A 15,533-nucleotide genomic window follows, 5' to 3' on the forward strand; every position below is an offset into this window, starting at 1 on the left:
AGCAAGGCCGCTTTTGCCAGGACGCGCCGCCCCGGAACGGGCGGCGCGTTTCTCGTTTATTCGCAGCAAGATGCGCGCGGGATCGCTGTCGGCCGGAAATTCCGACTTTACGACTGATTGTTTTTGTCGGAAATAAACGGAACCAAGCCAGCCCTGATCGGGGCAAGCCGGACATGCGCGAAATCGCGGCCCCGGGGGCAAGCGCCCCGGCCCCCGCCGCCACAGACCGAAGGACGCCCGATGCCCCGCCTTTCCGCCCTTGCCCTGACCACTGCCCTGGTGGCCCCCGCCCTTGCCATACCGGCCCTCGCCGCCGAACCTGACGCTGTCGCGAGCAATTACGTCGAGCTGGCCGCCGCTACCTTTGGCGACGCGCTGATCACCGGCCAGGCGTTGAAAACCGCGGTTGACGCTTTCGTGGCCGCCCCTTCGGGCGAGACGCTTGAGGCCGCGCGCACTGCCTGGAAAGCGGCGCGGGTGCCCTATCAGCAGTCGGAAGTCTTCCGCTTTGGCAACCCGATCGTCGACGATTGGGAGGGCAAGGTGAATGCCTGGCCGCTGGACGAGGGCCTGATCGACTATGTCGAGGAAGGCAGCGCGGTGAACGAGGAAAACGCGCTGGCCGGGCTGAACGTGGTCGCGACACCGAAATTCACGCTGTCCGGCAGCGAAATCGACGCGACGGCCATCACGCCCGAACTGATCGGCAGCACGCTGCACGAGGCGGATGGGATCGAGGCCAATGTCGCCTCGGGCTATCACGCCATCGAGTTCATGCTCTGGGGCCAGGACCTGAACGGCACCGGCCCTGGCGCGGGGGACCGGCCCTATACCGACTATGTTCAGGGTGATGGCTGCACCCATGGCAATTGCGACCGACGCGCCGCCTATCTGGTGGCGGCGACCGATCTGCTTGTCTCGGACCTGGACTATATGGCCAAGGCATGGGCTGAAGGCGGCGCCGCGCGGGCCAATGTTCTGAAAGATCCGCAGACGGCCGTCCTTGCCATGCTGACCGGGATGGGCAGCCTGTCCTACGGCGAATTGGCGGGCGAGCGGATGAAGCTTGGCCTGATGTTGAACGACCCCGAGGAAGAACAGGACTGCTTCTCGGACAACACCTATAACAGCCACTTCTACGATGGTGTCGGCATCCGCAATGTCTATCTGGGCAGCTATACGCGGACGGACGGGACCGTGGTTTCCGGCCCTTCATTATCCGAGCTTGTCGCGGCGAAAGACCCCACCATCGACGCCCAGTTGAAAGGCGAGCTGGATGCCACCGTCGCAGCCCTTGGCGCGATCAAGACGGCGGCGGAAGGCGGATTCGCCTATGACATGATGCTGGAAGCCGGCAACAAGGAAGGCGAGGCGCTGATCATGGGCGGCGTGGATGCGCTGGTGGCCCAGACCGCCTCGATCGAGCGGGCGGTGGGTGCGCTTGGCCTGTCGAAGATCGAGTTCGAAGGTTCGGACAGTCTCGACAACCCGAATGCGGTCTTCCAGTAAGGCAGACCGGCCCGGCTCTGCGGCATCATGGCCGCAGGCTGCATTTTCCGATTGAAATGGTCAGGAAATGAAGTAAGGAAGGGCGGCGAAAGGAGCCACACAATGCTTCGCCGCCTTTCCTTTACCCTGCTTCTGGCGCTGCCCGCCCTGCCGCTGGCCGCCGAAAGCCCCGCCCTGCAGCCGCTTGGCGACCCCCAGCTTGACGCCCTTCCCCGCACCAAGGCCGAAGAGGCCCGCATCGCCAAGGTTTTGGCCCCCGCGGGCGATTTCTCGAAACCCGAAGCCTTCGAGGCCAAACCCGGTGGTGCGGCTTCGGTGCGGCGCACCGATACGGCGGATGCTTTTTCGCAGTTCTCGGCCAATACGCCCCCCGAAGGCGAGATGAACTTCAAGCTCGGCAATGCGCTGTTCCGCAAGGCTTGGATTGCCGCGCCCTCTTCGACCAAGGCTTCGGACGGGCTTGGGCCGTATTTCAACGCCCGCGCCTGTCAGGATTGCCATCTGAAGGATGGACGAGGCCATCCGCCCGAAGGGCCGGAAGACGGGCGAGTGTCGATGTTCCTGCGCCTTTCCGTGCCGGGCGGTCCTTCGCCCGAGGGCATCGCCGACTGGCTCGCGACCCAACCCGACCCGATCTATGGCGGCCAGTTGCAGGATCTGGCCAGTCCCGGCCTGGCTCCCGAGGGCAGGATGGAGATCAGCTATTCCGACCTGCCGGTCACCTTCCCGGATGGCACCTTGGTCACCCTGCGGCAACCCACCTATGCCTTTTCGAACCCCGCGACTGGCGCCCCTGCCCCGGATTTGATGCTCTCGCCCCGGGTGGCGCCGCAGATGATTGGTCTGGGGCTGCTCGAGGCGATCCCCGCCGCCGATATCCTGGCCCATGCCGACCCTGAAGATGCCGATGGTGATGGCATCTCGGGCCGGGCGCAGGTGGTGCTCTCGGTCGAATTCGGCGTCCCGATGCTGGGACGGTTCGGACTGAAGGCAGGCGCCCCAACGATCAAGGAGCAGTCCGCCGGAGCGTTTTCCGGCGATATGGGCCTGTCGACCGCCCTGCATCCCGACCCCCATGGCGATTGCACCGCAGCGCAGACGGACTGCCGCGCCGGCGCCGTGGGGCAGGAAGACGGGGTGCGCGACGGGCTGGAAGTGGACCATCAAAGCCTTGATCTGGTGACCTTCTATTCACGCAATCTGGGCGTGCCGGAGCGGGTGAAGCTGGACGATCCGGCGGTGCTGCGCGGCAAGGCGGCCTTCTACGGGCTGAATTGCCAATCCTGCCATGTGCCGAAATTCGTGACCGCAAGGCTGAAGGGTCGGCCGGAACAGAGCTTCCAGTTGATCTGGCCCTATTCGGATCTTCTGCTGCATGACATGGGGCCCGGCTTGGCAGATGGCCGGCCCGAGGGCCGCGCCACCGGCAACGAATGGCGCACCGCACCGCTGTGGGGAATCGGGCTGACGAAACAGGTGTCGGCGCACAGCCAGTTCCTGCATGATGGCCGCGCCCGCGACCTGACCGAAGCGATCCTGTGGCATGGCGGCGAGGCCCAGGCCGCACGTGACGGCTTCATGGCCCTGCCCGCCCCCGACCGCGCCGATCTGGTCGCTTTCCTGGAGAGCCTGTGATGCGTCTTCTTACCCCTCTCGCCGCGCTTGCCTTGCTGGCCGGTCCTGTCCTTGCCGACTATCCGCAGGCGGTGAAGGACCGGCTTCTGCCCGGCTATGCGGTCTTTGATGCCGCCGCGGCCGCGCTGGCGGCCAAAGCCGCGCAGACCTGCGACCCCGCCGCGCTGGCCGAACCCTTCAATGCCGCCTGGGATGCCTGGCTTGAGGTCGGTTGGCTGCGCATCGGCCCGGCCGAGGATGAGGGGCGCGCTTTGGCGATCAGCTTCTGGCCCGATCCCAAGGGGCTGGGGGCGAAGGCGCAAAAGGCCCTCCTGGCGGGCGACCGCGCCCTGCTGGCGCCGGAAGCCTTTGCCGAACAATCGGTTGCGGCGCGCGGCTTCTTTGGTCTCGAACGCCTGCTCTATCCCGCCGAGCCCCCGGCGCAGGAGACCTGCCCGCTGATCCGGGCCACGGCCGCTGACCTGGCGCGGATGGCGGCCGAGATCGATGCCGCCTGGATGGGCGGCTATGCCGACGTGCTCTTGACCGCCGGAGAGCCCGGAAACACCACTTTCCTTTCGCGGCCAGAAGTGCGGCAGGCGCTGTTCACCCAGATCGCCACGGCTCTGGAAACGCTCAAGGACCTGCGCGTCGGTCGGCCGATGGGCACGTTCGACAAGCCGCGTCCGGACCTGGCGGAGGCGAAGGCCTCGGGGCGGTCGGCGCGCAATGTGCTGCTGACGTTGGTGGCGCTGCGCCACATGACCGAAGTGCTGACCCCGGACGCGCCGCAGACCCTGGCCGCCTTTGACCGATCGATCCTGCTGGCGCGCAGCCTGAAAGATCCGACCTTTGACGGCGCAGCCAGCCCGGGCGGCTGGCTCAAACTGCAAATCCTGCAACAATCTATTGATTTCATTCGGCAAAAAGCGCTGGACGAATTGGCGCGCGAGCTGGATGTGGATCTTGGCTTCAACGCAGCGGATGGGGACTGACATGGCAACGCGACGCGGGTTTCTGGCCGGGCTGGCGGCGCTGACTTTGCCGGTGCCAACCTGGGCGGATGCAGGCAGCCCCAAGTATCTCTCCGCCGGAAAGATAGGTGAGAGCTTCGTCCTTTATGGAATTGATAGCGAAGGAAAATCTCTCTTCTCCCTGCCGCTTCCCGCCCGCGGCCACGCCGCATCGGCCCATCCCTCGCGTCCTCTGGCCGTCGCCTTCGCCCGCCGTCCCGGCACTTTCGCGCTGGTGCTGGATTGCCGGACAGGTGAGATCGCGCACCGGCTGACCCCGCCCGAGGGCCGCCAGTTCAACGGCCATGGTGCCTTTTCCGACGATGGCAGCCTGCTGATGACCAGCGAAGTTGTCGCCGAAGGCTCGGCCGGCCGCGTGGGGCTGTGGGAGACCAAGGGCTTCACCCGGATCGGCGAATGGGACAGCCATGGCGTCGGTCCACATGACATCAAGCGCCTGCCTGACGGACGTATCGTCATCGCCAATGGCGGCATCCAGACCGATCCGAGCGACCGCACCAAACTGAACCTGCCGGACATGCGCCCCAATCTGGCGCTGCTGTCGGCGGATGGCGCGCTGCTCGATCTGGCGGAACTGCCAGATGAGCTGCACCAGAACTCGATCCGCCACCTTGCTCTGGCCGGAAGCAGCGTGGCCTTTGCCATGCAATGGGAGGGCGACGCGGCCGATCCCGTCCCGCTTCTGGGCCTCTGGACGCCCGGCGCGGCGCCTATTCTCTGTCAGGCGGCGGATGCCGAGATGTTCACGATGCAGGGCTATGCCGGCTCGATCGCCTGCGCGGGCGGGATGGTGGCGCTGACCTCGCCCAAGGGCGGGGCGGTGATGCTTTTCGCCGAGGATGGCCAGTATCTTGCCACCCATCGCCGCGCCGATCTGGCGGGCGTTGCGCCCTTGGGAGATGCGTTCATGGCCACCGACGGCGCGGGCGGGCTGTGGCGGGCGGATGCCGAGACGCTGACCCCGCTGTCGCAGGAAAGCGTTGCCTGGGACAATCATCTTGTCCCTGTCGGGGTCTGAGCCCTTCGTCCTGGCACAAATAGCCCATGCGGGTCCGAGGGCGCCCTCCCCCGGATGTGGCGCTCGGGCGCTACGCCTCAGACTTCGACCGCGATCTTGCCCATCGGGTTCGAGCAACAGGCCAGGATATAGCCGGCGGCGATATCCTCGTCGCTGATGCCGCCATTATGGACCATATGCACGTCGCCCGCGGTCTTCTTGACCTTGCAGGTGCCGCAAAGGCCGAAATTGCAGCCCGAAGGGATGTTCAGACCAGACCGTTTCGCCACCGCCAGCACCGTGTCGGTTTCCTCGCAGCGCGTGGTGACGCCCGAGGTCGCGAAGGTGATCTCGGCCCGCGCGCCTTCGACCGGGGCGACATCGTCGATCACCGGGGCCTCGGCTTCGGTCTTCACTGGCGCGCCGAAGCTTTCCTGATGATAGCGGTCCATGTCATAGCCCAGCGAGACCAGCATCTCTCGGACCGATTGCATGAAGGGTTCGGGGCCGCAGCAGAACACTTCGCGCTCAAGGTAGTCAGGCGCCATAAGGCCCAGCATGATCTGGCTCAGGCGGCCCAGATACCCCGGCCAGGACCGGAAGGGATCGGGCTCTTCGACGGTGAAGCGCAGCTTCAGGCCGGGGACGCGATTGGCGAATTGCTCAAGCCTTTCGCGGAAGATGATTTCCGAGGGCCGCCGCGCGGCATGGACGAAGGTGATGTCGGGCATCTCGCCCGAATCCCAGGCCCAGGTTGTCATCGACATCATCGGCGTAATGCCCGAGCCAGCGGAAATGAACAGATATTTCGCGGCCTTGTGGCGATGGAAGGAGAAGATTCCCGATGGCCCATAGGCCTTGATCTTCATGCCTGGCTTCAGATGGTCTAGCATCCAGCGCGTGCCCTCGCTGGTCGACTGCGCCTTGACCGTAATCGAGATCGACAGCGGGCGCGAAGGCGAGGAGGAGATCGTGTAGGTGCGCTGGATCGGCCCGCCCTTCACCGGCAGTTCCAGCGTGACGAACTGGCCGGGTTGGTAGTCGAACCAGGCGCCCGAGGGCGCGCGGAACGTGAAGGAGGCGGTGTCGCCGTTTTCCGGCACTATCATCGCGCATTCCAGAAGCTCGCTGTCGTTCCAGGGTTCGGCCGACCAGTTCATCCTTTGCTTGGGCATGGGATCACTCCGCCGCCATCGCGGGGCGGGGCGACAGGCGCCCTTCCATCAGCCGGCAGTACCAGTCGACGAACTGCACCACGCCCTCTTCCTGGATCATCGAATAGGGGCCGGGTTCATAGGCGGGCGACAGGATGCCCTTCTGGTTTTCCTCGACCACCAGACGATCCTCGTCATTGGTGTTCAGCCAGACGCGGGTCAGGGTTTCGAGGTCGTAATCCTTGCCTTCAACCGCGTCCTTGTGGACCAGCCATTTCGTAGTCACCTGAGTTTCGGTCGCGCTGATCGGGAGAACGCGGAAGACGATGGCATGATCACCGAGGAAGTGGTTCCAGGTGTTCGGGTAATGGAAGAACAGCAGGCTGCCCGCATCGTTAAAGGGCATGGCGCCCATGCGCTTGGCCACCGCCGCTTTGGTGCTCATCGTGTAGCTTTCGGCATTGTTCAGCAGGGGAATCCGCGCCAGGCGCCATTGCGAGGTCGGGTGCATCACGAAGCGCGAAGGCAGGCCAGCCCCTTCGCAGCGGGTCCAGTGGGCCAGGATCTCGTCGCTGGCCGAATGCGGGCCGTCCATCGCGCCAATCTTCGGGTTGTCCGAGAAGGTGCGGCACAGCGAAGGGTGCGAGCCGCCGCAATGATAGCATTCGCGATTGTTCTCGATCACCAGCTTCCAGTTGCCGTTTTCCACGATGCTTGAGGAGAAGGCGACCTTGGCATCCTTCAGCCCCGAGGGCGCAAGGTAAGACATCAGCGGCTTGGCCAGTTCGGCGATGGGCGGCGGCACATCGGCCAGACAGACAAAGACCATCCCGCCCAGATCGACGCAATGGACCTTCTTCAAGCCGAACTTTCCGGCATCGAAGCCTTCGCCCATGTCGCGGGCATATTGCAGCTTGCCGTCAAGGTCATAGGTCCACTGGTGGTAGGGACAGACGAGTTTGGGTGTATGGCCATGGTCCTTGGAACAGAGGCGCTGGCCGCGATGGCGGCAGACATTGTGGAAGGCGCGGATCACACTGTCATTGCCGCGCGTGATCACCACCGGATAGGCGCCGACCTGAAGCGTGGCATAGGCGCCGGGGCGGTCCAGCTCGCAGGCCGGGATGGCGAAAAGCCATTCGCGGTAGAAGACATGCTCCAGATCGGCGGCATAGGTGCCCTCGTCGCAATACAGCGCGCGGGAGAGAGAGAAATTCGGCTGGCGGGCAGCAAGCTCGGCGGCAATTTCGGGCTGGCTCAACATGGATTAGACCTCTGGACTGGCAGGGCTTTTTCGGAGTGCTGACGGGCAATGGGACGAAGGCGGCGAGCGCGCTTCTGAGGGAAACGCCCGGCCCATCGCCCGCACCGCCGCCCGCGGCTTGACGTCTGCTGCAAGGCTGGTTTCCGGGCTGCGGGCCATGGGCCTTGCGGCCCGGGCGCGGCGCCTTCCCGGGGCTCCCTTTCCCCAGTGGCGATTGCCGCGCCCCTGTCCCGTCACCGTTGCGGGGGCAGCGCCGGTCTTGCACCGGCTTCCCAATTCTCCGCTGTCGCCAGCGGCACCTTGCAGGGTTCAATCTATGTCAGGAGCGACGAGCCCGCAGCGCGACGGCGACATTCGCCCGTCGCTTTCCGACAGGACCCCTCGCGGCGCGCGGAATCCCCGCCTACAACAGCCCCCGATGCGAGAGGTTTTCCATCAGCGCGCGCAGGCCGAAGCTCCAGGGCGCGATGCGGTCGCTGGGCTGGACCTCGTTCACCAGGCGGCCAAGTTCGGGGCATGAAATCTCGACCCGGTCGCCCCAATGATGGGTGAAGCCCTGGCCCTTGCCGTCGCGGTCCTGCACCGGAGCGAACATGGTGCCCAGGAACAGCATGACGCCGTCGGGATATTGATGGTTCAGGTTCAGGGTCTGTTCGGCGATGTCGGCCGGCGGGCGCGAGATCTGACTCATATCGGAACTGGCCTGCAGGATGAAGCCATCCTCACCCTCGACCTTGAGCGTCAGTTTCAGGCTTTCTAGCCGCTCGCGTGGGAAATCGGGGGTGAAGAGGCGCAGGAAGGGGCCAATGGCGCAGGCTCCGTTATTGTCCTTGGCCTTGCCAAGAAGCAGGGCCGAGCGCCCCTCGACATCACGCAGGTTCACGTCATTGCCAAGCGCCGCGCCGCAGATGATCCCACGCGAGTTGATCGCCAGCACGACCTCGGGTTCGGGGTTGTTCCAGACCGAGGCCGGATGGACGCCGATCTGCGCGCCGCTTCCCAGGGAAGACATCGGCGGAGCCTTGGTGAATATCTCTGCATCGGCGCCGATGCCGACCTCAAGGTATTGCGACCAGAGCCCGGCCTTTTGCAGATGCGCCTTGACCTCGGCCGCCTTGGCGCTGCCCGGCACCACGCCACGCAGGTTTCCACCCAGGATTTCGGCCAGTTCGCCGCGCAGGGCCTCGGCCCGGGCGGGTTCTCCTTTGGCACGTTCTTCGATCACGCGCTCGATCATCGAGCCCGCGAAGGTGACGCCCGCAGCTTTGACCGGCTGGAGATCGCAGGGGGCAAGCAGCCGACCGACAGGGCCTTCATTTCCGCCTTGGGCCAGGAACTCGTCCAACTCGCCAAGGAGGGGGAAATCGTCTTCAAGATCTTCGGTAAGAAACTCGCGCTCAAGCAGGCCCGCGACCGTCGGCGAGACACGGGACAGGTCAAAAACCTGACCGCGCCGCACAAGGATCGGGCAAGGCCCGCCCGAGGCCTGCGCCCAGACGCGGCCGAGCAGAAGCGCAGTAGGGTCTGCGGGAAGGATATCCGCCGCGCCAAGCCTGATCTGCATCGCCCTGCCCCTTTGTTGCCCGGCACGGCCAGACCGCCGCGCGCCATGGCCTCAGTGATGGGGCGTTGGGGCAGCTTGAGCAACAGTGGAAACGTCAAGCCCGCGTGAGAAGGCCGATAGAAAAGCCCTGTCCGCGGCCGACCGCCGCAGCAAAAGACCTAGATCAACAAAAGCGCAAAGGTGCCAGACAGGATCACAACGAAGACGGCAAGACCGACATAATCGGCGCGGCTGGGTTCACTGTTGCGAAACAGACGGTTCATCTCGGACCTCGGACTGCGGCCACCGCAGCGGTGGCCTTTCTGGACGCGAGCCTGGCAGCGGCGGCGCATCCCGGTTTCGGTTCGTGGGCGACTCGTTATGCTGATTTATCTACCAACTATATCGTTATTATGCACCCAAAATCTTTTCCCACGCGCCCTTGCCCCGGTGGAACAGCGTCACCTTGCGGCGCGGAGACGTGGTCAAACCGCCCGCCAGGCGGTTTGCGCGGCCCAGGCAAAGGGTGCGCGCGCACTGCGCAGAATCAAGGCGTCGCGAAAGGCGCGCCCCTGCGGCCAGGGACCGAAGCCGGAGGCGACGTTGATATGCCCCACTTCGCCCAGATCGACGAGCTGGGCCCCCCAGGACGAGGCAAGTTGCCGGGCGCGCGGCAATGTCATCCACGGATCGTTGCGGCTGGCGACAACCGTGGCGGGCACAGGCAGCAGACGCTCGGGGATCGGGCCAAAATGGCCAATGCGGTCGCTGCCGCGCGTCTCGGCAGGCGCCACCAGCAGGGCGGCGCGCACGGGCAGATGCGGGTAGCGCGCCAGGAGACGGGCGATCAGAACGGCGCCCAGAGAATGGCCGACCAGGATGCTGTCGGGGTTGCGCAGGACGGCCTCGCCCAACTCATATTCCCAAACCGCCGGCACCGGATGCGATGGGTCCGAAAGGGCCACCATCTGAGCCGTGGCTTCAACGGTCAGCCACCAATCCTGCCAATGCGGTGCAGGTGAGCCGTCAAGCCCCGGAACGATCAGCGTCTTCGACATGATCCATCTCCTTTTCACCATACCGCCCCACCTGGGGACTAAGAATACACTACCATGTTTGTCGTGTATTGTGCTTCCAAACTGCCCCGGCCCCGCAGCAGAGTTTTCTCTCTGGGCCCCCGTCGCGCCGCAGAATTTCCCCCGGGGATCGACAGGCTGCCGGATCAGCGGTTTCGCGTGTCGACGGGATAGGCGGTGGTGTATTTGATCCGCTCCATCGCGAAATGCGATGTGATGTTGCGGATGGGAACGGCATCGGTGAGCCGTTTGTAGAGCCGGTCATAGGCCTCCATGTCCGGCACGGCCACGTGGAGGAGATAATCCATCTCGCCCGCCATCCGGTACACTGCCATGATCTCGGGAATGGTGGCGGTGGCGGCGGCAAAGCTGTCACGCCAGTCAGGCCCGTGATCGGGGGCCTCGATGCCGACGAAGACGGTCAACCCGAAACCCAGGGCCAGGGGATCGGCTAAGGCGACACGGCCGGTAAGGACGCCCGCCGCCTCAAGCTTCTGGATGCGTTTCCAGCACGGCGTCTGCGACAGACCGACCCTGTCGGCGATCTGCGCAATGGGACGCGTGGCATCCTGCATGAGTTCGGCCACGATCTTACGGTCGATCAGATCGAGGTCTTCCATGGCTCTTCTCCAATGTTCGGTGCGGCACCAAGAGACGGCGACCAGGTCGGTTCCGCCCACAATGACATAAATACTCTTTTTGTCTATCGTTTTTATCGTGTATAGAGTTGATCTATGCCGGCTCGGCAAGACTTGGCATGGCATGTGCTGGCTTTGCCGCTGCACAATGGATAAAGCCGCCGTTGATAAATGCGAGTGTCCCTCCTAGGCTTGCCCCATGATCACGCAGAAGATGAAATACGCGCTCAAGGCGCTTCTGGCGCTTGCCGACGAGGCGGCAAAGGAACGGTCCGAACCCCTGACGATCGAGGAAATCGCGAAACGGTCGGGCACGCCGAAACGCTTTCTGGAACATATCCTGCTCGAAGTGCGCAATGCGGGCGTGATCGCTTCGATCCGTGGACGGTCGGGCGGCTATAGTCTGATCAAGAAACCGGCACAGATTTCGATATCCGAGTTGCTGCGCACGATCGACGGGCCCATCGCCCCCCTGCCCTGCCTGTCGCGGCGCGCCTATCAGCGCTGCGAGGATTGCGTGGATGAGGCGAGCTGCCGCATCCGCAAGGCCTTTGCCGAGGTCTTCTGGTCCTATCTGCTGATCATCGAGTCTCTGACCTTGGAAGACATGCTGCGCCAGGGCCAGGTCGCGGCCCAGGTGCTGGGCGAAACGCCACCCTGAGCGGCCTCGGCGCCACAGGCGCAGCCATTCTGTGCTGGCGGCGCGTCGCGTCACTTGATACGGTCAACCAACAGGCGAAATTAACCGGGCCCGCGCCAAGCGCGGCAGGCGCAGAAAATGCGCGGCACCGGAAGGGGCAAGATGGCGGGCATCGGCCAGACCAAGACAGATGACGACCTTCCGCTGCGCGCGGCGGGGTTGGTTCGGGCTGGACTGGTGATCGCCTGCATCGCAGCGAGCTATGCGCTCGCAGGCTGGCTGGGCTGGATGACCGCCCTGCCGCCAGGCTATGCCTCGCTGATCTGGCCCGGGGCCGGCATCGCACTGGCGGCCGTGCTTCTGTACCACCGTGACACATGGCCGGGGATCTTTCTCGGATCCTTCACCATCAATATCTGGATCTCCGCGAGCTTTCATACCGGGCCGAGCCTGCACACGTTCCTTGTCCCCGCACTTCTTGCCACGGGCGCGACCACCCAGGCAGTGGTGGTGGCAGCACTCGTGCGGCGGCGCTTCGGGCGTCCAATCAAACTTGTCCAACGCTCGGATATCCTTTTGCTGTTCCTGCTCATCGGGCCGGCGGGGAGCTGCATTGCGGCCACGGTCGGCACCTTGTCCCTGATGGCTGCGGGCACGGTGCCGCTGGCCAGCGCGGCCCGCAATTGGGCCGTATGGTGGGCGGGCGACGCGATGGGCGTCCTGCTGATCTTTCCGCTGGCCATCATGGCGCCTTGGTGGCGCGAAGACCCGATCCAGTGGCGGGGCCGCGTCCTTACACGATTGAACATGGCCTCGCTGGCGGTGGTGACGGTCAGCCTCGTGCTGACCTTCTATATCTGGACCAGTGTCATCAACGGCACCCGTGCGCGCGGTCAGCAGCATTTCGACCAAATGGCGACCGAGCTTGTCGTCGCCTTCGAAGCGCGGATGCGACGCTACGAGCAAAGCCTTGCGGCAGGCGAGGGCCTGGTGCTGGCCTCGGCCCATCTAACACGCGAGGATTGGCGCACCTTCGTCGACCGGATCGACATCGGAACAAACTTGCCCGGCGTCAGTGGTTTGGGCCTGATCGTCCCGGTGGAAAGGGACAAGCTGCCGGGCTTCCTCGCCCATATGACGACCGAGGGCGTCCCGGATATGGTGCCGCACCCACCAACGACCGGGAATGAACTTTTCCTCATCAAGTTCATCGAACCTCTCGAAGAGATGGCAAACGCCGTCGGCCTGGACATCAGCTTCGAGGCGAACCGGCGCAATGCGGCGCTGGCGGCCAGAGACAGCGGCAAAACCATTCTCAGCAAGCCGATCAACCTTGTGCAGAACGACCTACGGCAGCGCGGTTTCCTTTTGTTGCGTCCGGTCTACCGGGCAGAAACCCGGCCCATGTATGTCACCGAACGCCGGGACGCCTTTGTCGGCTGGGTTTACGCCCCCCTGAGCGTCGAGAATATCTTTGCCGGTCTGACGCCAAACATGCGGCGCGAAATCGAACTGACCGTGCGCTTGGCTTCGGATTCGACGGACGACGGTGTCATCTTCACCAGCATGGATAGCGAAAGACAGGGCGAACCACCGCTCTTCAAGCGCCAAGAGGCCGTCAGCATCTATGGCCGCACCCTGATCTTCCAGCTGGCCAGCAACCCGTCATTCGAGCGCAATTCGGCCACCCATGAAGGCGCGCTTGTCCTGGGGGCGGGCCTGATCATCACCGGGCTGATCGCCACATTGCTGGCGACGCTTCTGAACCGCGAAGCGGCGGCAATGCGTCTGTTCCGCGAAAAGGAACGAGCGCTGTCGGCACAGGAACGACTGAACTCGTCCATCGTCGACACGGCAGTGGTCGGCACCGCCTCGACAGATGCGCGCGGCAAGATCCTGCGGATGAGCCGCACAGGCGCAGCCATGTTCGGCATGACCCCGGACGAGGCGGAACGCCAGACCATCGACACGCTGTTCGGCATCAGCTTGGACGAATTGAGCGAAGCCGAGCCCGGGCCTTCTGGCAATCACCGCATTGAAGTGATGACCCGAAGCCTGGGCCGTCGTGTTCTGGACGTGCAGGTCAGCAGTTGGGCGAACGAGGTCAACGAACAGCGGCAAACCTGGGTCATCGCCGATGTCACCGCGCAGGCCGATATTGAACAGCGCCTGCAGGACACAGAGCAACGGCTGGACATGGCCCTGGTCGGCGCGCGGATCGGTGTGTTCGAGATCGAACTTGCCACAGGCAGGTCGATCGTGTCGCGGACCTGGAAAGACCTCATGGGTCTTGATCCCGAGGAGGATGTGGATGCCCAGGCCTTCTGGCAATCCCGCGTCGACCCCGAGGATCTGGCCCGGGTCAGGGCGTCCGAATTGGCCTGTATCCGGGGCGAGACGCTGCGCTCGGTCAACCAGTATCGTGTCGAAATGCCTGATGGTTCGCAGCGCTGGATGAAGTCGGACGAGATCGTCGGCGAACGCGATGCCGATGGGCGCGCGCTGCGCCTGATCGGAACCCAATCCGATGTGACAGAACTGGTCGAGGCTCAGGAGGCACTGCAATCCAGCGAGGCCCTGCTGCGCGGGATGTTGGCCAACGCGCCTGTCGGCATGGCGCTTGTCGATCGTACCGGGGCCATGCGGAACGTGAACGAGGCACTTTGCGGCTTTCTGGGCCAGCGGCGCGACACCCTGCTGGGCGCCAGCTTGGGCGATTTCACCCATCCCGACGACCTTTATCTCGACGGCGACCAGCTTCGCCGCCTGCTTGCAGGCGAGATTTCCAGCTACCAATGCGAAAAGCGCTATATGCGTCAGGGTGATACGGTGGTCTGGGGCCTATTGAGCGTCTCCTCCGCCGCGGCGCAGGGTGACCATGACAAGGCCCTGATCGCGCAGATCCAGGACATTTCCGAGCTGAAGGCGGTCGAGCGGATGAAGGGCGATTTCATCGCGTCGGTCAGTCATGAACTGCGCACCCCGCTGACCTCGATCAAGGGCGCGCTGGGCATCGTGACCGGCACGATGCGCGAGGCCCTGCCCGGCAAGGCCGAACATCTTCTGACCATCGCGCAGAAGAACTGCGACCGGCTGATCCAGTTGGTGAACGATATTTTGGACATGGAGAAGCTGGCCTCGGAACAGACCAGCTTTTCGTTCTCGACCGCCTCTCTGGTCGAATGCCTGTCGGACGTGGTGAGCGCCTGCCAGCCCTTCGCGCAGCAGTTCGACGTGACGCTGACCATCCACCCCGATACCGAGGCCCTGAAGGCGCGCGTCGATGTGAACCGACTGAATCAGGTCATCACCAATCTTGTCTCGAACGCGGTGAAGTATTCGCCACGCGGCGGTGAGGTGAGGGCGGCGGTCCGGCGCGATGGCAATGCCGCTGTGATTTCTGTCACCGACAATGGCGACGGCATCCCCGAAGCCTACCGCAGCCGGCTGTTCCGTCCCTTCTCGCAGATCGACATGTCATCGACGCGGAAAGTTGGCGGTACGGGCCTTGGCCTGTCGATCAGCCGCCAGATCGTCGACCGGATGGGCGGCCAGATCGACTTTGTGTCTGAACCGGGCGTCGAGACGACATTCAGCGTGACCCTTCCGCTTGCCGAAGATTTTAATCCGCAGGACATAGGCGCCGAAGCCGCACCGCGCCGCGCAAAGGCGCGCGCCACACTGCCCCGGATCCTGCATGTCGAATCGGATACCGATTTCGCCGAAGTACTGCGGGCCGCTTTTGGGCGCCGTGCTTCCATGCGCGTCGTGTCGCGCCTGTCCGATGCGCGCCTTGCCCTCGCGCGCGACAAGTTCGATCTTGTTATCGTCGATTGGGAACTGCCCGACGGGCCGGGTGAAGCCCTTTTGCCAGAAGTTAGCGCGCGGCCCGGACTGCGTATTGTCGGTCTCTCCTCGCGCGAGGGAAGCCTGGCGGACGGCGCAGGCGCCCAGTCCTTTGTCAAGTCCCGTATTCCAGTCGAAGAAATCGTGGCGAACTGTCTGAAATTGATTGCGGCGGCGTGATTGGCCGAGTTGCGCCACAATCTTTCCCTTTCTGCGCC

11 protein-coding genes and 1 riboswitch are annotated in these 15,533 nt (G+C 64.3%); of the genes, 6 read left to right on the forward strand and 5 right to left on the reverse strand.

From position 1 onward, the window contains the following. Positions 1 to 240: 240 nt before the first annotated feature. The 4 genes from ACED67_RS20275 (at position 241) to ACED67_RS20290 (ending at position 5,175) form a co-directional block, all read left to right on the forward strand. Entirely contained in the window at positions 241 to 1,509 is a 1,269-nt protein-coding gene (locus ACED67_RS20275) for an imelysin family protein (RefSeq protein WP_395543552.1), read from the forward strand. Positions 1,510 to 1,611: 102 nt separating this feature from the next. After that, positions 1,612 to 3,144, forward strand: coding sequence for a di-heme oxidoreductase family protein (locus ACED67_RS20280; protein ID WP_395543553.1), 1,533 nt, complete (start codon positions 1,612 to 1,614; stop codon positions 3,142 to 3,144). Continuing rightward, the gene (locus ACED67_RS20285; RefSeq protein WP_395543554.1) at positions 3,144 to 4,118 is read left to right on the forward strand and encodes an imelysin family protein; all 975 of its coding nucleotides are present in this window, start codon (positions 3,144 to 3,146) and stop codon (positions 4,116 to 4,118) included. The genes ACED67_RS20280 and ACED67_RS20285 overlap by 1 nt, the downstream gene beginning before the upstream one ends. Position 4,119: 1 nt before the next feature. Continuing rightward, a complete protein-coding gene (locus tag ACED67_RS20290; protein WP_395543555.1) occupies positions 4,120 to 5,175 on the forward strand; it encodes a DUF1513 domain-containing protein in 1,056 nt (351 codons plus the stop codon). Between the two features lie 77 nt (positions 5,176 to 5,252). On the opposite strand, the gene ACED67_RS20295 is transcribed toward ACED67_RS20290, so the two are convergent. The 5 genes from ACED67_RS20295 to ACED67_RS20315 form a co-directional block, all read right to left on the reverse strand. Continuing rightward, complete coding sequence (locus ACED67_RS20295; protein WP_395543556.1) at positions 5,253 to 6,329, reverse strand: FAD-binding oxidoreductase; 1,077 nt, start codon at positions 6,327 to 6,329, stop codon at positions 5,253 to 5,255. Between the two features lie 4 nt (positions 6,330 to 6,333). Continuing rightward, a complete protein-coding gene (locus ACED67_RS20300; RefSeq protein ID WP_395543557.1) occupies positions 6,334 to 7,572 on the reverse strand; it encodes an aromatic ring-hydroxylating oxygenase subunit alpha in 1,239 nt (412 codons plus the stop codon). A 117-nt stretch (positions 7,573 to 7,689) separates the two neighbouring features. After that, positions 7,690 to 7,890, reverse strand: a riboswitch (cobalamin riboswitch). Positions 7,891 to 7,975: 85 nt separating this feature from the next. Next, positions 7,976 to 9,136 (reverse strand): fumarylacetoacetate hydrolase family protein, encoded by a 1,161-nt coding sequence (locus ACED67_RS20305; RefSeq protein ID WP_395543558.1) that lies wholly within the window; start codon positions 9,134 to 9,136, stop codon positions 7,976 to 7,978. Positions 9,137 to 9,600: 464 nt separating this feature from the next. Next, on the reverse strand, positions 9,601 to 10,173 hold the full coding sequence (locus tag ACED67_RS20310) for an RBBP9/YdeN family alpha/beta hydrolase (RefSeq protein ID WP_395543559.1): 573 nt from the start codon (positions 10,171 to 10,173) through the stop codon (positions 9,601 to 9,603). Positions 10,174 to 10,337: 164 nt separating this feature from the next. Continuing rightward, on the reverse strand, positions 10,338 to 10,811 hold the full coding sequence (locus ACED67_RS20315) for an Lrp/AsnC family transcriptional regulator (protein WP_395543560.1): 474 nt from the start codon (positions 10,809 to 10,811) through the stop codon (positions 10,338 to 10,340). A 217-nt stretch (positions 10,812 to 11,028) separates the two neighbouring features. Here ACED67_RS20315 and ACED67_RS20320 point away from each other — a divergent pair, with 217 nt between their 5' ends. Beyond that, positions 11,029 to 11,490, forward strand: coding sequence for an Rrf2 family transcriptional regulator (locus tag ACED67_RS20320; protein ID WP_395543561.1), 462 nt, complete (start codon positions 11,029 to 11,031; stop codon positions 11,488 to 11,490). A 117-nt stretch (positions 11,491 to 11,607) separates the two neighbouring features. Next, positions 11,608 to 15,495, forward strand: coding sequence for a CHASE domain-containing protein (locus tag ACED67_RS20325; RefSeq protein ID WP_395543562.1), 3,888 nt, complete (start codon positions 11,608 to 11,610; stop codon positions 15,493 to 15,495). Positions 15,496 to 15,533: the final 38 nt, after the last annotated feature.

Origin of the sequence: Neotabrizicola paludis, assembly GCF_044142105.1 — a bacterium.
GTDB lineage: Bacteria > Pseudomonadota > Alphaproteobacteria > Rhodobacterales > Rhodobacteraceae > Pseudogemmobacter.